Annotated in this window: 21 protein-coding genes; 10 read left to right on the top strand and 11 right to left on the bottom strand. The window is 68.4% G+C overall.

The features are described from left to right. Positions 1–353: 353 nt before the first annotated feature. The 9 genes from rpmH (at position 354) to ADK65_RS13035 (ending at position 7,340) form a co-directional block, all read left to right on the top strand. Entirely contained in the window at positions 354–491 is a 138-nt protein-coding gene (rpmH, locus tag ADK65_RS37060) for a 50S ribosomal protein L34 (RefSeq protein WP_003956500.1), read from the top strand. 21 nt (positions 492–512) lie between these two features. Continuing rightward, entirely contained in the window at positions 513–884 is a 372-nt protein-coding gene (gene rnpA, locus ADK65_RS37055) for a ribonuclease P protein component (protein WP_078625383.1), read from the top strand. Next, a complete protein-coding gene (yidD, locus tag ADK65_RS13065) occupies positions 881–1,255 on the top strand; it encodes a membrane protein insertion efficiency factor YidD (RefSeq protein ID WP_053670149.1) in 375 nt (124 codons plus the stop codon). Before rnpA ends, yidD begins: the two co-directional genes overlap by 4 nt. 3 nt (positions 1,256–1,258) lie before the next feature. Beyond that, positions 1,259–2,548 carry a membrane protein insertase YidC gene (gene yidC / locus ADK65_RS13060; protein WP_053670148.1) on the top strand — a complete coding sequence of 430 codons (1,290 nt, stop codon included), beginning with the start codon at positions 1,259–1,261 and terminating at the stop codon, positions 2,546–2,548. Positions 2,549–2,563: 15 nt separating this feature from the next. After that, on the top strand, positions 2,564–3,076 hold the full coding sequence (locus ADK65_RS13055; RefSeq protein WP_053670147.1) for a protein jag: 513 nt from the start codon (positions 2,564–2,566) through the stop codon (positions 3,074–3,076). 125 nt (positions 3,077–3,201) lie between these two features. Beyond that, the gene (rsmG, locus tag ADK65_RS13050) at positions 3,202–3,918 is read left to right on the top strand and encodes a 16S rRNA (guanine(527)-N(7))-methyltransferase RsmG (protein WP_053670146.1); all 717 of its coding nucleotides are present in this window, start codon (positions 3,202–3,204) and stop codon (positions 3,916–3,918) included. Between the two features lie 306 nt (positions 3,919–4,224). Beyond that, positions 4,225–5,301 carry a ParA family protein gene (locus tag ADK65_RS13045; RefSeq protein WP_078955964.1) on the top strand — a complete coding sequence of 359 codons (1,077 nt, stop codon included), beginning with the start codon at positions 4,225–4,227 and terminating at the stop codon, positions 5,299–5,301. Next, a complete protein-coding gene (locus ADK65_RS13040; protein ID WP_053670144.1) occupies positions 5,298–6,398 on the top strand; it encodes a ParB/RepB/Spo0J family partition protein in 1,101 nt (366 codons plus the stop codon). Before ADK65_RS13045 ends, ADK65_RS13040 begins: the two co-directional genes overlap by 4 nt. Before the next feature lie 324 nt (positions 6,399–6,722). Further along, the gene (locus ADK65_RS13035) at positions 6,723–7,340 is read left to right on the top strand and encodes a GNAT family N-acetyltransferase (protein WP_053670143.1); all 618 of its coding nucleotides are present in this window, start codon (positions 6,723–6,725) and stop codon (positions 7,338–7,340) included. 89 nt (positions 7,341–7,429) lie between these two features. Here the strand turns inward: ADK65_RS13035 and trxA are convergent, their stop codons facing one another. From trxA to ADK65_RS13000, 7 genes are all read right to left on the bottom strand, one after another. Beyond that, complete coding sequence (gene trxA, locus ADK65_RS13030) at positions 7,430–7,762, bottom strand: thioredoxin (RefSeq protein WP_030847066.1); 333 nt, start codon at positions 7,760–7,762, stop codon at positions 7,430–7,432. A gap of 45 nt (positions 7,763–7,807) precedes the next feature. Then, complete coding sequence (gene trxB / locus ADK65_RS13025) at positions 7,808–8,776, bottom strand: thioredoxin-disulfide reductase (RefSeq protein ID WP_053670142.1); 969 nt, start codon at positions 8,774–8,776, stop codon at positions 7,808–7,810. Between the two features lie 175 nt (positions 8,777–8,951). Further along, positions 8,952–9,881, bottom strand: a complete 930-nt coding sequence (locus tag ADK65_RS13020; protein WP_053670141.1) for an anti-sigma factor family protein — start codon at positions 9,879–9,881, stop codon at positions 8,952–8,954. Then, a complete protein-coding gene (gene sigM / locus ADK65_RS13015; RefSeq protein ID WP_053670140.1) occupies positions 9,878–10,600 on the bottom strand; it encodes an RNA polymerase sigma factor SigM in 723 nt (240 codons plus the stop codon). Before sigM ends, ADK65_RS13020 begins: the two co-directional genes overlap by 4 nt. Positions 10,601–10,627: 27 nt before the next feature. After that, complete coding sequence (locus ADK65_RS13010) at positions 10,628–12,328, bottom strand: protein kinase family protein (RefSeq protein WP_053670139.1); 1,701 nt, start codon at positions 12,326–12,328, stop codon at positions 10,628–10,630. Positions 12,329–12,468: 140 nt separating this feature from the next. Beyond that, positions 12,469–14,745 (bottom strand): murein biosynthesis integral membrane protein MurJ, encoded by a 2,277-nt coding sequence (gene murJ, locus ADK65_RS13005; protein ID WP_053670138.1) that lies wholly within the window; start codon positions 14,743–14,745, stop codon positions 12,469–12,471. Positions 14,746–14,788: 43 nt separating this feature from the next. Beyond that, positions 14,789–17,209: a DUF6049 family protein gene (locus tag ADK65_RS13000; protein WP_053670137.1), complete on the bottom strand. Its 2,421-nt coding sequence runs from the start codon at positions 17,207–17,209 to the stop codon at positions 14,789–14,791. 266 nt (positions 17,210–17,475) lie between these two features. On the opposite strand from ADK65_RS13000, the gene ADK65_RS12995 reads away from it, so the two are divergent. Then, positions 17,476–18,921 (top strand): CCA tRNA nucleotidyltransferase, encoded by a 1,446-nt coding sequence (locus ADK65_RS12995; RefSeq protein WP_053670136.1) that lies wholly within the window; start codon positions 17,476–17,478, stop codon positions 18,919–18,921. Positions 18,922–19,030: 109 nt separating this feature from the next. Here ADK65_RS12995 and ADK65_RS12990 read toward each other — a convergent pair whose 3' ends face one another. From ADK65_RS12990 to ADK65_RS12975, 4 genes are all read right to left on the bottom strand, one after another. Further along, positions 19,031–19,510, bottom strand: coding sequence for an LppU/SCO3897 family protein (locus ADK65_RS12990; RefSeq protein ID WP_053670135.1), 480 nt, complete (start codon positions 19,508–19,510; stop codon positions 19,031–19,033). 123 nt (positions 19,511–19,633) lie between these two features. Beyond that, positions 19,634–20,896 carry an MFS transporter gene (locus tag ADK65_RS12985; RefSeq protein ID WP_053670134.1) on the bottom strand — a complete coding sequence of 421 codons (1,263 nt, stop codon included), beginning with the start codon at positions 20,894–20,896 and terminating at the stop codon, positions 19,634–19,636. Positions 20,897–20,983: 87 nt separating this feature from the next. After that, positions 20,984–22,066, bottom strand: coding sequence for an inositol-3-phosphate synthase (locus ADK65_RS12980; protein WP_053670133.1), 1,083 nt, complete (start codon positions 22,064–22,066; stop codon positions 20,984–20,986). A 44-nt stretch (positions 22,067–22,110) separates the two neighbouring features. Next, positions 22,111–22,797: a PadR family transcriptional regulator gene (locus ADK65_RS12975; RefSeq protein WP_053670132.1), complete on the bottom strand. Its 687-nt coding sequence runs from the start codon at positions 22,795–22,797 to the stop codon at positions 22,111–22,113. Positions 22,798–23,049: the final 252 nt, after the last annotated feature.

Here is a 23,049-nt window from a genome sequence, read left to right as displayed (position 1 = left end):
GGGTCGGGATTGTCATCCGGGTGGGTGCCACGGGGGCAAAACCACCGGGGCAGGGACAAGGGAACGAATCGGAGTCCGCCACGGTAGTCAGGGCGGCCGGTACGGTTCAAGTTGTTGTCCCCAGCCTGTGGACAAGTGTCTCCCGGCGACTCCCGGTTTGACCGGATGGCGTAGCCGCGCGTACCGTAACCAGGTCGAGTTGTCGATGGCTGCTGCCGCCTGCCTCCGATGGGCACAGATCATTTGGGTGATCGGTCAGCGGTGCACTCGGGCGTAACTGCGAGCTACTCGTGGGCGCACGGTGACAGCCAGGACGGCACCCCGCAACCACCGATTCTTTCTGGAGCCCCCGAGTGAGCAAGCGCACCTTCCAGCCGAACAACCGTCGTCGCGCGAAGACCCACGGCTTCCGGCTGCGTATGCGTACCCGTGCCGGCCGCGCGATTCTCGCGTCCCGCCGTAGCAAGGGTCGCGCCCGCCTGTCCGCCTGATCCCGATCAGGTCATGACGTCGTGCTGCCCACCGAGAACCGGCTGAGGCGGCGCGAGGACTTCGCGACCGCGGTACGGCGAGGCCGTCGGGCAGGACGCCCGCACCTCGTCGTCCACCTTCGAAGCGGTGCCACGGACCCGCATGCGCCTGGGGAGAGCGCTCCCCCGACGCGTGCGGGTTTCGTCGTGAGCAAAGCCGTGGGTGGCGCGGTCGTGCGCAACAAAGTGAAGCGCAGGCTTCGCCACCTGATGCGCGAGCGAGTCGCCCAGCTGCCCCCCGGTAGCCTGGTAGTCGTACGAGCGCTGCCCGGATCGGGCGACGCCGACCATGCACAGCTGGCCCGAGACCTGGACGCCGCTCTCCAGCGGTTGCTGGGAGGGGGCGCGCGATGAAGTACCCGCTGCTGGCTCTGATCAAGCTCTACCAGTGGACGATCAGTCCACTGCTCGGGCCGGTCTGCAAGTACTACCCGTCGTGCTCCCACTACGGCTTCACGGCCATCGACCGGCATGGTGCCATCAAGGGAACGGCACTCACGGCCTGGCGCATCCTGCGGTGCAATCCGTGGTCGCTGGGCGGTGTGGACCATGTCCCGCCGCGCAAGCGCCCGCGGTGGCACGAAATGCTGCGCAACGCGTGGCATGCACGCAAGGGCGGGCCCTCCGCCGTCGGACCGGCCACCGAGGGACGGACTTCTCCCACCAGTCCGTCGAGTCCCTCGAGCCCGGCCGCAGAGACACCGTCCCATGCCCAAGGAGCATGATTAGTGGACACGATTGCCAGCCTCTTCAGCTTTATCACCACACCCGTCTCCTGGGTCATCGTCCAGTTCCACTCGGTGTACGGCGCCCTGTTCGGCCCTGACACCGGTTGGGCCTGGGGCCTGTCGATCGTGTCGCTGGTGATCCTGATCCGCATCTGCCTGATCCCGCTCTTCGTGAAGCAGATCAAGGCGACCCGGGCCATGCAGACGCTGCAGCCCGAGATGAAGAAGATCCAGGAGCGCTACAAGAACGACAAGCAGCGTCAGTCCGAAGAGATGATGAAGCTGTACAAGGAGACGGGCACCAACCCGCTCTCCTCGTGCCTTCCCATCCTGGCGCAGTCCCCGTTCTTCTTCGCCCTGTACCACGTGCTCAACGCCATCGCCTCGGGCGACACCATCGGCGTGATCAACCAGAGCCTGCTGCAGAGCGCGCAGAAGGCCCACATCGTCGGTGCGCCGCTGGCGGCGAAGTTCACCGACAGCGCGTCGAAGGTGGAAGCGCTCGGCGCTTCCCTGACCGATGTCCGTGTGGTCACCGCCGTCATGATCGTCCTGATGTCGGCGTCGCAGTTCTTCACCCAGCGCCAGCTGATGACGAAGAACGTCGACACCACGGTGAAGACCCCGTTCATGCAGCAGCAGAAGATGCTGATGTACGTCTTCCCGGTCATGTTCGCCGTCTTCGGCATCAACTTCCCGGTCGGTGTCCTCGTCTACTGGCTGACCACCAACGTGTGGACCATGGGCCAGCAGATGTACGTCATCCACAACAACCCGACCCCGGGTTCCAAGGCTCAGGCCTCGTACCTCGACCGCCTGACCAAGCACGTCACGCAGCACGAGAAGGTGGGTCGGCGCCGCGACCGCGCCATCGTGAAGGCGATCGTCGCCAAGGGCCGGGACCGCAACGAGTTCGAGCGCAAGTTCATCAACGGTCTGAGCAAGGCCGGCCTCGCCGCCCAGGCCGACGGCACCGTGATCAAGAGCGACACCGCGGCCGCGGCCCAGGCCGAGGACGGCACGCCGACCACCGCCGCCGGCACTCCCAAGCGTCAGCAGCCCAAGCGGCAGAGCAAGTCGCAGCGGCAGCACGGCGGCGTGGTCGGCCCGAAGGCGGCCGGTGAGAACGAGCCGAAGACATCGCTCACCAAGTCCGACGCGCCGGAGGACACCAAGCCCGCCGCCGCTGCCAAGAAGGGCGGCGCGAAGCCCGCCGGCGGCACCCGCAGCAAGGCCCAGTCCGGACAGCGCAAGGGCCCGCAGCGGCCCAAGTCCCCGTCCAAGAAGTAAGAAGGAGTCCATCCCGTGACGGAAGGCACCACCTCCGCCGCTGCCGAGGGTGCAGACACCCTGACTCGCCTGGAGCAGGAAGGCGAGATCGCGGCGGACTACCTGGAGGGTCTGCTCGACATCGCCGACCTCGACGGCGATATCGACATGGACGTCGAGGCCGACCGCGCCTCCGTTTCGATCATCAGTGACACGGGCGGCCGCGATCTGCAGAAGCTCGTCGGCCGTGACGGCGAGGTGCTGGAAGCGCTCCAGGAGCTCACCCGTCTGGCTGTGCACCGGGAGACCGGCGACCGCAGTCGCCTGATGCTCGACATCGCGGGGTACCGCGCACAGAAGCGCTCCGAGCTGTCCGAGCTGGGTGCCAAGGCCGCGGCGGAGGCCAAGAGCAGCGGTGAGGCCGTCAAGCTGAAGCCGATGACGCCCTTCGAGCGCAAGGTCGTGCACGACGCGGTCAAGGCCGCGGGGCTGCGCAGCGAGTCCGAGGGCGAGGAGCCGCAGCGCTTCGTCGTCGTGCTGCCTGCCTGATCGGCCCCTACGTTTCCCGGCCCCGTCTGTTGCGCAGGCGGGGCCGAACTTTGTCAGCCTGATAGTTCTGGTGGTTCTGGTGTCGGCGCCGGGTGCGCTGATGCGGTACGGAAGGACGGTCCCCCGTGACGGAGGCAGCGGAGCTTCCCCCCGCGCCCGAGCAGGCGCGCGAGGTGTTCGGTGATCGCTTCGCGGATGCGGTGCGGTACGCCGAGCTGCTCGCAGATGCGGGCGTGCAGCGCGGTCTCATCGGCCCGCGAGAGGTGCCCCGGCTGTGGGAGCGGCACCTGCTGAACTGCGCGGTGCTCTCGGAGGTCGTGCCTGATGGCGTGACCGTGTGCGATGTCGGCTCCGGCGCCGGGCTCCCCGGCATTCCGCTGGCTCTGGTCCGCACCGACCTGAAGATCACGCTCCTGGAGCCGCTGCTCCGGCGTACCAACTTCCTCACCGAAGTCGTGGAGCTGCTGGGCCTCGACCATGTGACGGTCATGCGCGGCCGGGCCGAAGAGGTCATGGGGAAGATCCAGCCTGTCCACGTCGTGACGGCCCGAGCCGTCGCGCCGCTCGACCGGCTCGCCACCTGGGGCATTCCGCTGTTGCGACCGTACGGGGAGATGCTCGCACTCAAGGGCGACACCGCCGAGGAGGAGCTGAAGAGCGCATCGGCGGCGCTGAGCAAGCTGGGTGCGGTGGAGACGTCCATCCTGCATGTGGGTGAGGGCGTGGTCGATCCGACCTCCACTGTCGTGCGGGTCGAGGTCGGGGAGAGCCCTGGCGGTGTGCGTTTCGCTGCGAAGCGCGCGAAGGCGGCTCGCACCGGGCGGACGCGGCGTCGGCGCTGAGCGGATCCGTCCATGGGGCTGGTCCGTCACTGCGACGCTGATCCGTCCTGAGGAAGAGACGTACTCCACACAAGCTGCCAAACCCATGCATGCCGGAGTGTCGCGACAGTCCGGCCGCGGCTGCTGTGCATCGTGTTTCACGTGAAACGTCGCTCACTGCTGCACGGCATCATCAGTCGTGGCCGCGCTGCGGCCGAACCCCGCGACCGAAAGCCTCTTGGTTCACTCGATGAGGGACCTGAGGTATCCACAGAGGTGGATTTCTCCACAGAACGCCAGGCCTCACTGGTTCGCGACCCCGAAGACATGGGAGGCTCTGTTCATTGCGAGCCTGAAGTCGAGGAGAGTGAATCCTTGCGGTCCGACGCCAACATCGCGGGACCGATGACCGATCCGGTCCCCGGTCCCCGTACCGAGTCGATGGGGGCGGATGTTTCACGTGAAACACCGCCTCCGATGGACGACACTCCCATCGGTCGTGCTGCCCAACTGGCGGTGGAGGCTCTGGGGCGTGCCGGCGAAGGCCTGCCACGGCCCGAGCAGACGCGCATCATCGTGGTCGCCAATCAGAAGGGCGGTGTGGGGAAGACGACGACTACCGTCAACCTGGCCGCATCGCTGGCGCTGCACGGAGGCCGGGTCCTGGTGGTCGACCTCGACCCACAGGGCAATGCGTCAACCGCTCTGGGTATCGATCATCACGCCGAAGTCCCTTCCATCTACGACGTGTTGGTCGACAGCAAGCCACTCTCCGAGGTCGTCCAGCCGGTCCCCGATGTCGAGGGACTCTTCTGCGCCCCGGCCACCATCGATCTCGCCGGTGCGGAGATCGAGCTCGTGTCCCTCGTGGCACGGGAGAGCAGGCTGCAGCGCGCGATCCAGGCGTACGAACAGCCGCTGGACTACATCCTCATCGACTGCCCGCCCTCGCTCGGTCTTCTGACGGTCAACGCCCTCGTGGCGGGCCAGGAGGTTCTGATCCCCATCCAGTGCGAGTACTACGCGCTGGAAGGCCTTGGGCAGTTGCTGCGCAACGTCGACCTGGTGCGGGGGCACCTCAACCCCGCCCTGCATGTATCGACCATCCTGCTCACCATGTACGACGGCCGGACGCGCCTCGCGTCCCAGGTCGCGGATGAGGTGCGCACCCACTTCGGTGACGAGGTACTGCGGACGAGCATCCCCCGCTCCGTCCGTATCTCGGAGGCCCCGAGTTATGGGCAGACGGTATTGACCTACGATCCTGGATCGAGTGGTGCCCTCTCCTATCTTGAGGCGGCACGAGAGATCGCGCTCAAGGGCGTCGGCATCAGCTATGACGCGACGCACGCCCATATCGGCGCACAGCAGAACGACCCGAGCATGGTGGAGGGCATTCAGTGAGCGAGCGACGGAGGGGGCTGGGCCGTGGTCTCGGCGCACTGATCCCTGCCGCACCGACGGAGAAGTCGGTGGCCCAGGCTGCCGCGGGGAACGCTGTGTCCGCGTCCCCTGCGGCAGTGCCTGCGCTGCCGAACGACCGTGGGGTGGCTGCGGCGAAGGTGGCGACGCTGCCGTCTGTTTCACGTGAAACGGAGGAGCCGCCCCAGTCGACTGCTCCTACCGCGCCTGCGGCACCCATCGGTGCACACTTCGCCGAGATCCCGCTCGACTCCATCTCGCCGAACCCGCGTCAGCCACGTGACGTCTTCGACGAGGACGCGCTGTCCGAGCTCATCACTTCGATCAAGGAAGTGGGGCTCCTCCAGCCGGTCGTCGTACGGCAGGTAGGGCCCGACCGCTACGAGCTCATCATGGGTGAGCGCCGCTGGCGGGCGTGTCGTGAAGCGGGGCTGGAGGCGATCCCGGCCATCGTGCGTGCCACGGAGGACGAGAAGCTCCTCCTGGACGCCCTGCTGGAGAACCTGCACCGTGCCCAGCTGAACCCTCTGGAAGAGGCGGCAGCCTATGACCAGTTGTTGAGGGACTTCAACTGCACGCATGACCAGCTGGCGGACCGCATCGGCCGATCCCGTCCTCAGGTCTCCAACACCCTGCGTCTTCTGAAGCTCTCCCCGGCCGTGCAGCGCAGGGTCGCCGCCGGGGTGCTTTCCGCCGGCCACGCGCGGGCCCTGCTCTCCGTCGAGGACTCGGAGGAGCAGGACCGGCTCGCACACCGCATCGTGGCCGAGGGTCTCTCCGTGCGTGCCGTCGAGGAGATCGTGACCCTGATGGGGTCGCGACCCCAGAAGGCTCAGAAGCCCAAGGGCCCTCGTGCCGGTGCGCGGGTCTCTCCCGCGCTGTCCGACCTCGCCACGCGGCTGTCCGACCGCTTCGAAACACGGGTGAAGGTCGACCTGGGCCAGAAGAAGGGCAAGATCACCGTCGAGTTCGCGTCGATGGAGGACCTTGAGCGGATCCTCGGCTCACTCGCTCCTGGTGAAGGTCCAGTCCTGCAGAAGAGTCTCCTCGACGGTGAGTCCGAGGAGAACGAGTCCTGAGCCTCCGGCAGGGAACCTCCGCGGTGCGGGAGACGGAGCGGGCCATGTCCGGTGTGTGCCGGAACATGGCCCGCTCTGTTCCTTTCTGGCGGTATCGATGGAATCGCATCGTGGATACGATGCGTTGGGTACGGCGCAACCACCTGGCAGCACCTCTGAGAGGGAGGCAGGGGCCATGCGAACCATGAGGCGCACCGGATTGGTGAGCGCCGGTTTGGGGCTGGGGGCGGTCGGTGGGTTCATCGGCAGTCTCCTCAGGGAACGGAGTGCTCTGACAGCCGCCCGCGACGCGGCGGCGGGCGAAGGAAGCGAGGATCAGCCTTCATGGGCCGCCGGCTCGTACCGCTCACGCTGGACAACCTCCAGGACCTTCCCAAGCGTTGTCGATCCTGTGTCTTCTGGGAACTCGACCCCGTCAGCGGTGAGGCCGCGGTAGAAGCGGGCACGTCCGCTTCGGAGAAGGAAGCCTGGATCTCGGCGGTCCTGCTGGACTGGGGCTCCTGCGGGCGGGTCGTGTATGTCGACGACGTTCCCGTGGGCTTCGTGCTCTACGCCCCGCCCGCCTACGTTCCTCGCTCCACGGCGTTTCCCACGAGTCCTGTCTCGCCTGATGCGGTGCAGTTGATGACCGCGTTCATCGTTCCCGGTTATCAGGGGCAGGGACTCGGGCGGGTGATGGTGCAGACGGTCGCCAAGGATCTTCTGCGGCGCGGCTTCAAGGCGATCGAGGCCTTCGGGGATGCGCGCTGGAAGGAGCCTGCCTGCGTCCTGCCTGCCGACCATCTTCTGGCTGTGGGCTTCAAGACGGTCCGCCAGCACCCCACCCATCCCCGGCTGCGGCTGGAACTGAGGTCCACGCTTTCCTGGAAGGAAGACGTCGAGATGGCACTGGACCGGCTCCTGGGAGCGGTGCAGAAAGAGCCGGCGCTGCGACCGCTGTAGTGCCGTCAGACGAATGGGCCAGCCCGTACGGGCCGGCCCATTCGTGTTTCACGTGAAACATGCGCCGTCGGTGCGACGGCTCAGCCGATTCACTCGGCGATGAACTCCTCGAGGTCGCGAACGATCGCGGCCTTCGGCTTCGCGCCCACGATGGTCTTGGCGACCTCGCCACCCTGGTAGACGTTCAGGGTCGGAATGGACATGACGCCGTACTTGGCGGCCGTACCCGGGTTCTCGTCGATGTTCAGCTTGACGATCTCGATCTTGTCACCGTACTCGGAGGCGATCGCCTCAAGGGACGGGGCGATCTGGCGGCACGGACCGCACCAGGCGGCCCAGAAGTCCACCAGAACAGGCTTGTCGCTCTTGAGGACGTCCTGCTCGAAGGAGTCGTCGGTCACGTTCTTCAGGGTGCCGGCCACGGCGGGCTCCTTAACTGGTTGGTGCGTGGGGCGGGTGGGGGGAGGTCAGACAGAGGTCTTCTCGGGCTCCGGCTGCTCCTCGTCCGCCAGGGCGGCGAGGTAGCGCTCGGCGTCGAGAGCTGCGGAGCAGCCGGTCCCGGCTGCGGTGATCGCCTGACGGTAGGTGTGGTCGACCACGTCGCCGGCGGCGAAGACACCGGTCAGGTTCGTGCGCGTCGACGGCGCCTGCACCTTCAGGTACCCCTCTTCGTCCAGGTCGAGCTGACCCTTGAAGAGTTCGGTGCGCGGGTCGTGGCCGATGGCGATGAACAGTCCGGTGACCGGCAGGTCCGAGAGCTCACCGGTCTTGAGGTTGCGCAGCTTCAGACCCGAGAGCTTCGGGTCGCCCTGAATCTCGGCGACCTCGCTGTCCCAGACGAAGGAGATCTTCGGGTCGGCGAAGGCGCGCTCCTGCATGGCCTTGGAGGCGCGCAGGGTGTCCCGGCGGTGGACGATGGTCACGGACTTGGCGAAGCGCGAGAGGAAGGTTGCCTCCTCCATCGCGGTGTCGCCGCCACCGATCACGGCGATGTCCTGGTCCTTGAAGAAGAACCCGTCACAGGTGGCGCACCAGGACACGCCGCGGCCGGAGAGGGCGTCCTCGTTCGGCAGGCCGAGCTTGCGGTGCTGCGAGCCGGTGGCGACGATGACGGCCTTCGCCCGGTGCACGGTGCCTGCCGTGTCCGTGACGGTCTTGATCTCACCGCTCAGGTCGACGGTCACGATGTCGTCCGGGACCAGTTCGGCTCCGAAGCGCTCCGACTGGGCGCGCATGTTGTCCATGAGCTCGGGGCCCATGATGCCGTCCTGGAAGCCCGGGAAGTTCTCGACGTCGGTGGTGTTCATGAGCGCACCACCAGCGGTGACGGCGCCCTCGAACACCAGGGGCTTCAGCGACGCGCGCGCGGTGTAGAGCGCCGCCGTGTAGCCGGCGGGCCCGGAGCCGATGATGATCACGTTACGGACGTCGCTCACGGCTTGATTCCTCGTCTCTGGACTGCGTCGGTCGAGCGGTGGGAGTTCTCTATGACCTCTCACCCCACCCAACGGATCCTAAGGGGCGCGCATTCCCACTGTGTCCGGGCACACGGAGATGCGGCGCCCTGTGGGGACGCCGAGGGCACAGACGACGGTGTGGACGAGCGCTCGCTCAGGCGGAGGGGTAGGTGCGCTTCAGAAGGACCTCGCCGGTCGCGGTGGATGCCGCGTGCTCGACACACGTCGCGTCGACGATGTAGGCGGTGACCAGAGTGGCGTCGGACGCGTCGGGAAGCAGCACGAGCATGGCCTTCTTCCCTTGATAGATGCCGTTCTCTGAGGCCAGTGCCGGATCATCGCGCCCGATGCCGTCGCGGACGCAGCTGGGCACCACGGGTGCCCTGAAAACCTTGTTCTGGTTGGAGTCGGGGGCCGTCGCCGCGCCGTAGGGGGTGCGGGAGCCGCCACTCTTGGCCTTGTCCTGGGCCAGGAGTTCGGTGACCTGCTTCTGGAGCTTGCCTTCGGAGAAGGTGTCCGCGGCGGTGGTCTGTCGTCCGCCTGCCGACTCCTGAGGGGTGTCGCCGAGGGACGACAGCAGGACCGAGCCCAGTCCCAGGGCGGCCACCGTGAAGACGGTCCCGAGGACGGCGACCCTGCGGCGTCCCATGCGGGTGCGGCCCTTGCGACCCGGACCGGTGGTGGAGGAGCGCGGGCGGCCGGCGGGCCGGTCGGCGGGTGTCGATGTTTCACGTGAAACATGCGCACCGCTGTCGTCCCCGGGGGCATCGGCAGCGCCGGGGCGGGGCGCACGCACCGACTCAGGGCTTTCCTCGGGCTCCGTACCGTTGGCGTTCAGCAGGGCCTCGGCGGCGAGAGCGGCATCGATGCGGCCCGCCACGTCGGCGGGCATCCGCGGCGGGCCCGGCAGCGTGCCGAGCAGCCCGCGGATCTCCTCGAGGGAGGAGTACACGTCCGCGCAGAGCTCGCACGCGTCGAGGTGCCCGCGCAGATCGGTGGTCCGGGCCGGTGGGAGGAGCCCTTCGGCGAGGTCGGAGATCTCCGCGACGTCCGGGTGCCCGGCCATGTCTGTCGTCGACGTCACGCTCGTCCACCTCCGCCCTTCACAGCAGCTGAGTCGGTCGGTCCTGTGTCCGGGGTTCCCGTCTGGTGCGGCCCCGCTGCGGGTGGGACGGCTGTCCCTTGCGTCCGGTTCCGTTCTCCGCCCGGGTTCTTGCCCCCGCCGCTGTCCGGCCGCAGGTGGGTGAGCAGTGGCAGAAGTCTGGCCCTTCCGCGCGCGCATCTGCTCTTCACCGTGCCGGTGGGCACTTCCAGCATCCGGGCCGCCTCCGCGACCGGGTAGCCCTGCATGTCCACCAGGACGAGCGCGGCCCGCTGGTCGGCCGGCAGGGTCCCCAGGGCTTCGATGAGCTGCCGGTGGAGATCGTTGCGCTCGGCGGGCGCCGAAGCCGACTCGTGTGGCTCCAGCAGCTGCTCCAGGCGCTCGGTGTCGTCCACGGGGGAGGTCTTCCGGGAGGCCGCTTTACGGGCACGGTCCAGGCAGGCGTTCACCGTGATCCTGTGCAGCCACGTCGTGACGGCCGACTGGCCCCGGAAGGTGTGGGCGGCCCGATAGGCGGACACGAGGGCGTCCTGTACGGCGTCAGCGGCCTCCTCGCGGTCACCGAGCGTCCGCAGGGCGACGGCCCAGAGGCGGTCGCGATGACGGCGCACGATCTCACCGAAGGCGTCGGGGTCGCCTTCGACGTGCCGTGCGAGGAGATCCTGATCGCTCACTCCGTCAAAGCCGGTGCTGTCTGCCATCGGCCTCCTTCCTCGAGGCAGATGCCGTCAGCTGGTCACCTTGATGTTCGCCACTCTGCCGCGCCATTTGCCGTCGTCCGACTGCATAGGCAGCTTCGTCAGCCACACGAGGAGGTATCGGCTCTTGAGCGACTTGCCGGGCTTGAGCTGGACAGTCGTGCCTGAACCTTCCGCGACCTTGAGGTAGGCGTCGAGGGACGTCGGCTGCGAGCCTGCGGTCGAGCTCGCAGCGCGGAGCTCGACCGAGGTGTCCCCCACGAACTTGACGGTCACCTTCCCGACCTGCTGCGTCTTGCCGAGGTTGAGGATTATGCCGACGCCCGACTTGAGACGGCCGAAGTCCGAAGTCTCGTAGTAGCTCGTCTGCCAGTACGAACTGGGATCGTCGTCGACGACGTTGTGTACGTCTTCCGGGTTCTCGGATCCGTCCGAGCCGAGCGGGTCGAAGTCGCGAGTTCCCTCGATGGCGACAGGCTTGCCGCCCACCGGCTTCTTAGGGCTCTTGTCGTTCCCGTCGTTCGTCCGTGTCTGGCCCGGGTCCTCCTTCTTGCCGCCCTGGTCCATCAGCGCGTCTGCCAGCTGCCAGCTGCCGAGGCCCAGTGCGGCGATCAGGAGCGCGGAGACGGTCCACTTCAGTGCCTTGCCCGCGCGGCTCTGGAGCGGGGGCGGCGGTGCCGGGATCGGCTGGGTGACGCCGGGACGCGGGGCCTGACGGCCGTACGTGCCCTGCTGGTACGTCGTGCGCTGGTACTCGGGCGGGGCCGTGAACGCCGGCTCCGGCGGGCGGATGCGGGGCATCTCGCCGATCGCCTTCACCAGCTCCTCCGGCGTGGTGCACGGCGACTCGTGCCGGGACGCGGTCGCGCCGTCGTTGACGAGCGCGCGCATGGAGAGCTCGGACAGGCCGCGGTGCACACCGGCCCGCACCTGGTCGGGCGCGATCAGACCGATGTCCTTGGGCAGGCCCGACAGGCCGTAGGCGTCGCTCTCGTACGGCCAGCGCTGCGTGAGCGCCGCGTACAGCAGGGCGCCGATGGCCTCGGTGTCCGTGCGCTGCGGGGTGTCGGACGAGACGCCGCGCAGGGCGGCGTTCACGGCGAGGCCGCGGATGCGCCACTGGCCGGTCGAGGCGCGCAACACGGCGTTGGGATTCAGCCGCAGATGGGCGAGGCCCTCGCGGTGGGCGGCCGCCATGGCGGAGGAAACCTGACTGACCATCTGGTAGGCGTCGTAGGGCTCCAGGGGACCGGAGGCGAGGAGCGTGGTCAGCTCCGTCGCGTCGGGAAGCCACTCGTGGACGACGTAGACGACGTCGTTCTCCTCCACCGCGTCCAGCACCTGGACGAAGCGCGGGTCACCCAGCAGGGCGGAGGAGCGGGCGGCCGCCAGGACGGAGCGGGCCCGCGCGTGGTCGGCGGGCAGGATGTGCACCCCGACGGCACGGCGGAGCTTCTCGTCCACGGCACGCCAACTGCTGAAACCGTCCAGACGGGTGATGCATTCCTCGAGGCGGTAGCGTCTGGCGAGTTTGTGACCACTGTGCAGTTCGGGAGGCGAGGTCGTTCCGGCACCGTCGGTCCTGGTGCTCTCCTGTACCTCGTCGCTGTCCGTGTCCCGCTCCCGGTTCTTGGCCACCCCGTCGGCCGTGGACTGGTCCGCCTGTGCGGTCAGCGACGCCTCGTCGCTGTTGTCTGCCACGTCGACGGCAGCCGTACTCCGTTCCGCCACCGTCGTTCCTGCCTCCCCATCCATTACGCGCCGGCCGGCGTCCCGTGTCCGCCGTACGACGCCGAAACCAATTGTGCCCACAGTCCGCCGCTATGCACGACACACGGTGGCTGACGATGGTTGTGCGCCTACCCCCCGACTCAGCGTCCCAGGCGCCCGCGCACCATGCCGACCAGGGAGTTGAGCTCCTCGATGCGCATACGGCGGGCGGAGACGAAGAAGATCCCGAGCAGCACGGCGCCGCCTGCCAGGACCGCGACGAGGGAGCCGGCCGGGCCCTGGCCGAGCGTGTGGCCGATGCCGTAGCAGGCTGCGCCGCTGAGCAGGGCGGCCGGGACCGAGGCGATGCACAGCCGGGCGTAAGTCCGCAGGACTCGGGCGCCGTCGAGGTCCCCACCGAGGCGCTTGCGCAGCCGTTGCCAGGCGACGCCGACGCCGATCGCGTAGGCCAGGCCGTAGGAGGCGGCCATGCCGACCACGGCCCAGCGGGAGGGGATGACGAAGAAGCAGACAGCCGAGGCACCGGCGTTGACCGCGGCCACGATGACCGTGTTGTAGAAGGGGGTTCGGGTGTCCTCGTAGGCGTAGAAGGCACGCAGGACCACGTACTGCACGGAGTACGGGATCAGACCGAGGCCGAACGCCATCAGCATGAAGCCCATGTTGGTGGCTTCGCTGGTGCCCGAGGAACCGAACATCAGCGTGCACATGGGGATGCCGAGGGAGAGGAAGCCGAACGCGATCGGCACGATCGCGACCGCCGTGGTGCGCAGGCCCTGGGAGATGTCGTCGCGGACGGCTCCCCCGTCGCCCTCCGCCGCCGAACGCGACAGCCGCGGCAGCAGGGCGGCCATGAGGGAGACCGTGATGATGGCCTGCGGCAGGCCCCAGATGAGCTGTGCGTTGGCGTAGGCGGAGAAGCCGGTGCCGTCCACCGGCGAGGCCTTGCCCGCCGCCGTGGAGAGCTGGATGACGATCATGGCGCCGGCCTGGTTCGCGAGGACGAACAACACCGTCCACTTGGCGAGCGTGACGGCCTTGCCGAGGCCCTGGCCCTTCCAGTCGAAGCGCAGCCGCAGCCGGAAGCCGGTCTCGCGCAGGTACGGGATCATCGCGAGCGCCTGGACCACGAGGCCGAGGAGGACGCCGATGCCGAGCAGGCGCTGGCCCTCCGGCGGGATGTTCGCTGCCTTCATCCCGGAGTCGGCCGCGGTGCCGTAGACGTAGATGAACATGCCCAGCGTCACGATGATGACGATGTTGTTCAGGACCGGGGTCCACATCATCGCGCCGAACTTGCCGCGGGCGTTGAGGATCTGGCCCATGACCACGTGGATGCCCATGAAGAAGATCGTGGGCAGGAAGTACTGGGCGAAGGTGACGGCGACCCGGTTCGCCGCCGGATCGCTGGCGACCGGGTCGGACAGCACGCGGATCAGGAACGGCGCGCCGACGACCGCGAGCGCCGTGAGCGCGCCGAGCGTCACGACGACCAGGGTGAGCAGACGGTTGGCGTACGCTTCGCCGCCGTCGTCGTCCTCCTTCATGGCCCGCACGAGTTGCGGCACGAAGACGGAGTTGAGACCACCGCCGACGGTGAGGATGTAGATCATCGTGGGCAGCTGGTAGGCGACCTGGAAGGTGTCACCGAGGAGGCCGACGCCCAGCGCCGACACGATCAGCGCGGAACGGATGAAGCCGGTGAGGCGGGAGACCATCGTGCCCGCGGCCATCACGGCGCTGGACTTCATCAGTCCCGCCGCGCGGCCGCTCTTCTTCGGCGCGGGCGCGGCGTCGGGCTCAGGTTCCTGTGCCTCGTCCACGAGGGGCGGTACCGCCACGGTCTGGTCAGCGGCCGGGTACGGGCTTTGTGGTGCGTAGGGGCTCTGTGCCGTCTGCCCCGGGGCCGGGGAAGGGCCGGGGACGGACGGCGAGTCGTAGGACGGGTGACCGCTGCTGTGCTGCTGGTCGCGGAAGAGATGCGCGAACGCGTCCGGTTCCTGGCGCGGCTCGCCCGCCTGGGAGACGAGGTCGTCCACGCCCACGAACTGGGTGGTGCGGGGGTCGTCGCCGTACGGCAGGTGCCGCGTCGGGCCCTCCGGCTCCGGGGCGGGCGTCTGTGCCCACACCTGCGGGTCGGGCGCGTACGGCGACGGCGCGGGCGGCCCGTACAGATTCTGCTGCGGCTGGTACGTGCCGGGGGCGGGCGGCGGGTGCGCGGCGCGGTCGTAGAGCGCCTCGTCGACCGGGTCCTGCGCGCGGTAGGGGTCCTGGGCGTAGGCGTCCTGGAGGTAGATGTCCGCGGGCGGCTGCGGCACCCGGCCGTGCTCGGGCGGTGAGCCCTCGGGGCCGCCCGCATCGGGGTAGCCCGGGCTGCCCGCGGCATGGCCGCGGTCACCGTCGTACGGCGCGTTCATGGTTACCCCACCTCATCGTCCCGGGCCCACCGGCCACGATTTCTCAACGGTCCACTCTCTCACCCGTGCCGGACGGGCCGGCGCTTTCCGCTGCGGTGTCCGGGGCCGGGTCACTCGGCTGCTGGGGGGCGTCCGGCCGCGCGCCGGCGCCGGACTCCTCCTCGAGACGTGTGCCGGATGTCTCCGGGTTCCGCGAAGCGTCGGCCCGGTCCTGCGGCTCTCCGGCCTCGTCGTCCGTCTCCGTGGTCTCGTCTTCGGCGGCCTCGTCCTCGGCGGCCTCACGGGCGGCGGCGCGCTTGCGCTGGGTGTACATGCGGAAGCCCGCCAGCACCAGGAGCAGGACACCACCGCCGATGACCAGCATCACCGTGGGCGTGACTTCGGTGACCCGGACGTCGAAGGTGACCGGGGCGCCGTACCTCTGGCCGTCCTCCGTGTACAGCTGGGCGACGACCTCTCCCTGGCCGTTCGCGTTGGCCGACGTGGTGAACTTCACCGACTGGGCGTGGCCGCCGTTGACGGTGACGGGCTGCTCCTCGTACGCGTGGCCGTTGATCTTGAGGCGCGTGGGGTTCGTCGACGTGAGTCGCAGTTTCAGGTGCTCGACGCCTTGGACCAGGTTGTTCTGCACGGTCACGGGGATCGTGGCGCTGCGGCCGGAGAGCTTGGTCTCCGACTTCTGGATCAGCTTGACCCCGTCGATGAGTCCGTTGAGGTACGACTCGATTCCGTCGCGGTACCCCACCGCCGCGACCCCCCGGCCGCGCCACGACGTGGACATCTCGCGGTTCATGGCCCGCCCGAACGGGGTCACCACGCGGGCCTGGCGAGTGAGGATCACCTGGAACTTGTCGAGCTTGCCCTGCGTCCTGGCGATCTGTTCGAAGGCGGCCCGCGGCAGCTCCTGCTTGCGCAACGAGGAGGGGTACGCGGAGGCCGACGGCACCTTCGTGTTGGCGGACGGGTCCGGCTTGGCCTTGGCGGCGGCCGTGAGGTCCTGCGACTCGGACCAGTTCCCGACCTGGAGGGCCCCCATTGCCTGCGCCATGGCCTGCGCCTGGCTCACGGACGGCATGCGCTGCGGGGCGACGACCACGCTGCGCTGCTTGCCGGTCTGCAGGCCGAGCGTCAGGCTCTGGGCCAGGAAACGCTGCACGGCGAGGGTGGAGGCGGAGGCCTTGGTCAGATCGCCCTGGAACGCGGTGGACATCCGGGAGTCCGCGACGACGGCCGTGGTGCCGCCACCGATCGGCCGGGCGGCGGACGGCGTGTACGACAGGTTGTCCTGGAGGCTGTCGCTGCGGGTGATCACCTTGTCGGCGCCCGCGGATGTGGCGACCTTCACGATCGACGGGTCGACGGCGCCGTCCACCGGCCACGCGAAGTCCGTGGACGGTTTCACGTGGAGGATCGTGTTCACCGTGTCGTCGGCGACGTCGGTGGCCTCCTTGAGGTGGTTCAGTGAGCCGGTGACGCTCGTGCCGTTGTGGGCGAGGGAGGCCAGGTCCGGGTCACCGAACGGCAGGGCGGCGATCTCTTCGCCCGTCACCGCCTGCTGGAGCTCGGCCAGCCAGTGCTTGGCGAGCTCCTGGTTCTTTCCGGGGGTGGTGCTGCCGTCGGCATCGCGGACCTCGTAGCTTCGTGTCATCGCGTCGACGGACGCCAGCAGGTCCGGGTCGATCACCCAGGTGACGTCGAGGCCCTTGCCCAGCGACACCATCTGGTCGAGGCGGCCGCCCGGGGCGATCTCCTTGGCCAGCTCTTCGTCACGGAAGACGGGCGTCTGCTGTTCGTTCGACCCCGTCTCGGCTGCCATGTGGGCGCCGGAGATGAGTGGCCACAGGAACGTGGTCTTCGTCCTGGTCTCCGCCTCCTCCGGCTGCCATGGCAGGAACGTGCGCTGAACGCCCAGAACCTGGTCCCAGGGCTGTGCCGCGGTCTCCCCGGAGAGCGCCACGGCCAGCTGGTAGACGCCGTCCCGGCCGAGGTCCAGCTTGTCGGCCGGTACCGAGATGCTGAAGGGCTCCGCGACGCCGGGGGTGAGCGTGGCGAACTTCTCGGTGTACTTGCCGCCGATCTCTTCGCCGGAGGGCCCCTGGAGGGCGCTGCTCTTCTTGGCCAGGGTGTCGATCGCCGAACGGGTGCCGAGCGGGGGGCCCACCTGCAGGTTGACGTGGGCGCCGGTCACCGTCTGCTTGCCGTTGTTGGTGACCGTGCCCGACACGGTCACCGTGTCCCCCTCGGAGGGGGTGCTGGGGCTGAGCGAATTGATCGCGACCGACACCGAGCCGGTGCCGGCGGCCGCCTGCGAGAACTCCTGTCCGGCCGCCTTTGCCGTCGTCGCGGTGGGCAACTGGAGGAGTCCGGCCAGCAGCGGCGCGCCTGCGAGCAGTGCCCCTGTGCGCCGCAGCCAGCGGCGGGCAGGTGAGGCACTGGCCCTCTGGAAGTCTGCCGCCTCGGCCACGCGCTCGTCCGTCCCTCGTCGTCGTCAGTGGTCGTCGGAATGTGCGTCCACGCATGGTAACGATGCCCGCTGAGGGGAAGTGCCGCGGTCCGCTCCACAAGATCGCGAACGAGCACCGCACAGTCCTGTATGGAGCTCTATGGGGGAGGACGCTTCATTACAGGCCAAAAGTTCTACTTGTGCGTGTAAAGCGGACGGGCTCCCATGCTCGCGCACGCGGTATAGGAGGAGCTCGCGGCGGTCCGGGCCACGTACCCTCTTCTGTTGTGCCGAACGCCAACGAAGAAACGTCCAGTGTCCTGAGCCAGGTGCAGCACCGCGCGGTGAGTGAACTGCTGCGGGTCGCCCCGGTCGCCGACGACCTCGCCCGCCGCTTCCAGGAGGCCGGGTTCTCGCTTGCCCTGGTCGGCGGGTCGGTACGGGACGCGCTGCTGGGCCGGCTCGGCAACGACCTGGATTTCACGACGGACGCGCGCCCGGAGGACGTCCTCAAGATCGTTCGCCCCTGGGCGGACGCCGTGTGGGAGGTCGGGATCGCCTTCGGCACGGTGGGCGCCCACAAGGGCGGCTACCAGATCGAGGTGACCACGTACCGCTCCGAGGCCTACGACCGCACTTCACGCAAGCCCGAGGTGTCGTACGGGGACTCCATCGAGGAGGATCTCGTCCGCCGCGACTTCACCGTGAACGCGATGGCGGTGGCGCTGCCGGAGAAGGAGTTCGTCGATCCGCACGGTGGGCTCGAAGATCTCGCGGCGCGGGTGCTGCGCACTCCGGGGACCCCGGAGGAGTCGTTCTCGGACGATCCGCTGCGGATGATGAGGGCCGCGCGCTTCGCGGCTCAGCTCGACTTCGAGGTCGCCCCCGAGGTCGTCACGGCGATGACGGAGATGGCCGGGCGCATCGAGATCGTCTCCGCCGAGCGGGTGCGGGACGAGCTGAACAAGCTGCTCCTCTCCGGACAGCCGCGCAAGGGCCTGACGCTTCTCGTCGAGACGGGCCTGGCCGAACGTGTCGTGCCCGAGCTGCCGGCCCTGCGCCTGGAGCGTGACGAGCACCACCGCCACAAGGACGTGTACGACCACTCGCTGATCGTCCTGGAGCAGGCGATGGCGCTGGAGGACGACGGTCCCGACCTGACCCTTCGGCTGGCCGCGCTGTTGCACGACATCGGCAAGCCCCGCACGCGCCGCTTCGAGAAGGACGGCCGGGTCTCGTTCCACCACCATGAGGTGGTCGGGGCGAAGATGACCAAGAAGCGCATGACGGCTCTGAAGTACTCCAACGAACTGGTGAAGGACGTCTCACGCCTGGTCGAACTCCACCTGCGCTTCCACGGCTACGGCACCGGCGAATGGACGGATTCCGCGGTCCGGCGCTACGTCCGTGATGCCGGCCCGCTCCTCGACCGGCTCCACAAGCTGACCCGCTCGGACTGCACCACCCGAAACAAGCGCAAGGCTGCGGCCCTGTCCCGCGCCTACGACGGGCTCGAGGAGCGGATCGCCAAGCTGCAGGAGCAGGAGGAGCTGGACTCGATCCGTCCGGACCTCGACGGCAACCAGATCATGGAGATTCTCGGTGTGGGGCCCGGGCCGGTCATCGGCCGCGCGTACCAGCACATGCTGGAGCTGCGCCTGGAGCACGGGCCGATGGAACCTGATGCCGCGGTGGCCGCGCTCAAGGAGTGGTGGGCCGGCCAGGAGAGCTGAGGTGACAGAACGGGGTCATGTTTCACGTGAAACATGACCCCGCAGTCGTAGGCCCAGGCGGGCGCAGGGGCGGTGTTTCACGTGAAACACCGCCCCTGCGCCTGTGGTGCTACTTGACCGACTTCAGGCAGAGGACGACATCGTGGTTGTCGCCCGACTGGTAGTACGCGATCTCCGCTTCCTTGACGGTCCCGCACTTGCTGCCGTTGCTGGTGTTGTCGAACTTCTCGATGACTTCGTACTGGGCATCACTGGATGAGCAGTCGACCGTCGACAGGTCCGGCTGCGACTGCGAGCCCTTGTTGTGCATGCAGCTGCCCACAGATGTGGTCTCCGCGTCGGTCTTGCCCATCTGCCACTTGACCACGCCGATGATGATGGCGACGACGATGATCCCGACGACACGCAGCAGCTTCTTGCTGAAGCGCCGGGCAGGGGTCGGCGGAGGAACCGGAGCCCCGCCCTGGGGCGGAAAGCCGGGCTGCCCGGGCTGCTGCGGGTAGCCGCCCTGGGGCGGGAACGGAGCCGGGGGCGCAGCCCCGGGCTGGCCCTGCGCGAACGGATTGCCCTGGGGCGGCGGAGTAGTCACTTGGGGGTCCCCCTAGAACATGATGAGTGACGCGAACATGTCGCGAGATAAGACCCACGTAAAGTAGCGCTCTCCGCTGACAACGCAGGAGCCAGAAGTGGCTCTGTGTCATTGATGTGACACTTACTGGCGCCCAAACCGGGCCATACTCACAGCTACTGCCGCGTAGATAACGGCGATCGTGATCACCAGGGGCACGGATCGGCCGTCCGGCGGCAGCATGAGGGCCGCGACGGCGGCCGCGCCGACGAAGAAGACGTTGAAGAGAACGTCGTAGACCGAGAAGATCCGGCCACGGAACCCGTCCTCCACCGAGGACTGGACGATGGTGTCGGTGGCGATCTTCGCGCCCTGAGTGGTCAGCCCCAGAACGAAGGCGGCGGCCAGCAGAGGGGCGGTGGCGAACGGCAACCCGAGGGCGGGCTCCAGCAGCGCCGCGGCTCCCGCACACACGACGATCCACCGGCCCGGCCCCAGCCGTCCCGCGGTCCAGGGCGTCACCACCGCCGCCGCGAAGAACCCTGCCCCGGAGACGCCCAACGCCAGTCCCAGCAGGGCAAGTCCGTCGTCCGTGGTCGAAGTGAGGGCGTACCGGCACAACATCAGCAGCATGACCAGCAGAGCGCCGTAGCAGAACCGCATCAACGACATCGCCGCGAGTGCCCAGGCGGCCTCCCGGCGCTGTGGAGCGGCCAGATGGCGTACCCCGTCGGCCAGTTCGCGGGCGGTGCCCGTGAGAGCCGTCCCGATCTGCTCGCGCGGCAAGGGCCGGTCGGGGCCGAGGAGCCCCCGCGCCATGCTCAGCGACGCCAGGGCCGCGCACAGATAGAGCCCCGCGCCCACGAGCACCACCGCGGCGTCGGAGTCCGCCACCGCAAGGCGTACGACGAAGGCGAGTCCGCCGCCGGCGGTCGCCGCCAGCGTTCCAGCAGTCGGGGAGAGGGAGTTGGCGATGACCAGGCGATCGGCGTCGACGACCCGCGGCAGGGCGGCGGACAGCCCTGACAGGACGAAGCGGTTGACGGCGGTGACGCAGAGAGCCGAGACGTAGAAGAGCCAGTCCGGAGCCGGACTGAGGATCAGCACGGCCGTTGCGCAGGCCAGCGCGGCGCGCAACACACTCCCGTACAGCAGGACCTGACGGCGCCGCCAGCGGTCCAGCAGGACACCGGCGAAGGGGCCGACGAGGGAGTACGGAAGCAACAGCACGGCCATCGCGGAGGCGACCGCGGCCGCCGAGGTCTGCTTCTCCGGGGAGAAGACCACATACGCGGCGAGCGCGACCTGATAGACACCGTCGGCGCCCTGGGACAGCAGACGCACGGCGAGCAGGCGCCGGAAACCCTGGAAGCGCAACAGGACGCGCAGGTCACGGACGACGGCCATGGAGTCCAGCCTCACATACGGGGAGGGTCCCCGGGTCGTACGACCCGGGGACCCTCACAGCCCTGGCAGGAGCGACTGTTGCGCGCGTCAGCGCTCGACCTCGCCCTTGATGAACTTCTCGACGTTCTCGCGGGCCTCGTCGTCGAAGTACTGCACGGGCGGGGACTTCATGAAGTAGCTCGACGCGGAGAGCACGGGGCCGCCGATGCCGCGGTCCTTGGCGATCTTCGCGGCGCGCAGGGCGTCGATGATGACGCCGGCGGAGTTCGGGGAGTCCCAGACCTCGAGCTTGTACTCCAGGTTCAGCGGGACGTCACCGAAGGCGCGGCCCTCGAGGCGGACGTAGGCCCACTTGCGGTCGTCCAGCCAGGCCACGTAGTCGGACGGACCGATGTGGACGTTGCCCTCGCCCAGTTCGCGGTCGCGGATCTGGGAGGTGACGGCCTGCGTCTTGGAGATCTTCTTCGACTCGAGGCGGTCGCGCTCGAGCATGTTCTTGAAGTCCATGTTGCCGCCGACGTTCAGCTGCATCGTGCGGTCCAGGACGACGCCCCGGTCCTCGAACAGCTTCGCCATCACTCGGTGCGTGATGGTGGCACCCACCTGGGACTTGATGTCGTCGCCGACGATCGGGACGCCCGCCTCGGTGAACTTGTCCGCCCACTCCTTGGTGCCGGCGATGAAGACCGGAAGGGCGTTGACGAAGGCGACCTTGGCGTCGATGGCGCACTGGGCGTAGAACTTCGCCGCGTCCTCGGAGCCGACGGGCAGGTAGCAGACGAGGACGTCGACCTGCCGGTCCTTGAGGACCTGGACGACGTCGACCGGCTCCTCGGCGGACTCCTCGATGGTCTCGCGGTAGTACTTGCCGAGGCCGTCGAGGGTGTGGCCGCGCTGCACCGTGACGCCCGTGCTGGGCACGTCGCAGATCTTGATGGTGTTGTTCTCGGAGGCGCCGATGGCGTCCGCCAGGTCGAGACCGACCTTCTTGGCGTCCACGTCGAAGGCGGCGACGAACTCGACGTCGCGCACGTGGTAGTCGCCGAACTGGACGTGCATCAGGCCCGGCACCTTGGACGCCGGGTCGGCGTCCTTGTAGTACTCGACTCCCTGCACCAGCGATGCGGCGCAGTTGCCCACACCGACGATGGCTACGCGAACCGAACCCATTCCGGTTGCTCCCTGTGTGTACGAGTGAGGCCCTGAGTGGGCTCTCACGTGGCGGTGTCGCCGGGCGCATCCGGCCGGGGGTCGTCCCCCGGCCGGGGCAGGACGCCCGACGCTCCAGATGTGGTGTCACGCGAAGCGGGCTCTCCGGTGGCCGGACCCTTGAGGTCCCGCCCCGCCCGCTCGCTCTCGATGAGCTCGTTCAGCCAGCGCACCTCGCGCTCCACGGACTCCATCCCGTGGCGCTGAAGCTCGAGCGTGTAGTCGTCGAGACGCTCCCGGGTCCGGGCCAGGGAAGCGCTCATCTTCTCCAGCCGCTCCTCCAGCCGGCTGCGGCGGCCCTCCAGCACGCGCATACGGACATCGCGTGAGGTTTGCCCGAAGAAGGCGAAACGGGCTGCGAAGGTTTCGTCCTCGTACGCGTCCGGCCCGGTCTGCGAGAGCAGCTGCTCGAAGTGCTCCTTACCCTCCGCCGTCAGCCGGTAGACGATCTTGGCGCGGCGCCCCGTGAGGGGGGCGGCGAGGGTGTCCTCGGCGGTGCTGTTGCCCGTTTCCTCGATCAACCAGCCGTTTGCGACCAGCGTCTTGAGGCAGGGGTAGAGCGTCCCGTAGCTGAACGCACGGAACACGCCCAGCGAGGTGTTGAGCCGTTTGCGCAGCTCATACCCGTGCATCGGAGATTCGCGGAGCAGTCCGAGTACGGCGAACTCAAGGATCCCGGAACGCCGGCTCATCGTCGCCTCCTCTCGCCGCGGTGCGCGTGTATCAGTCCGATGTGTCGGGCCGATGTGTCGAGCTGATGTATCGAGTCGATACATCACGACGATAGAACGGCCTTCCGGATGCGACAAGAGGGGGGTGGGTGAACGGGATCACATCACCGATTCATCCGACGCGAGTTGCCTGATTTGAGGTGAACTTCGGGGCTCGACAGGTTTTGGCGGTGCGTAGTCTGTGCGCCATGCACATCACCGGGAACCGAGTGA

It is taken from the genome of Streptomyces sp. NRRL B-1140, from assembly GCF_001280065.1.
Lineage (GTDB): Bacteria > Actinomycetota > Actinomycetes > Streptomycetales > Streptomycetaceae > Streptomyces.
The sequence above is the reverse complement of the archived record's forward strand: the minus strand, read 5'-3'. Positions and strand labels throughout refer to the sequence as shown.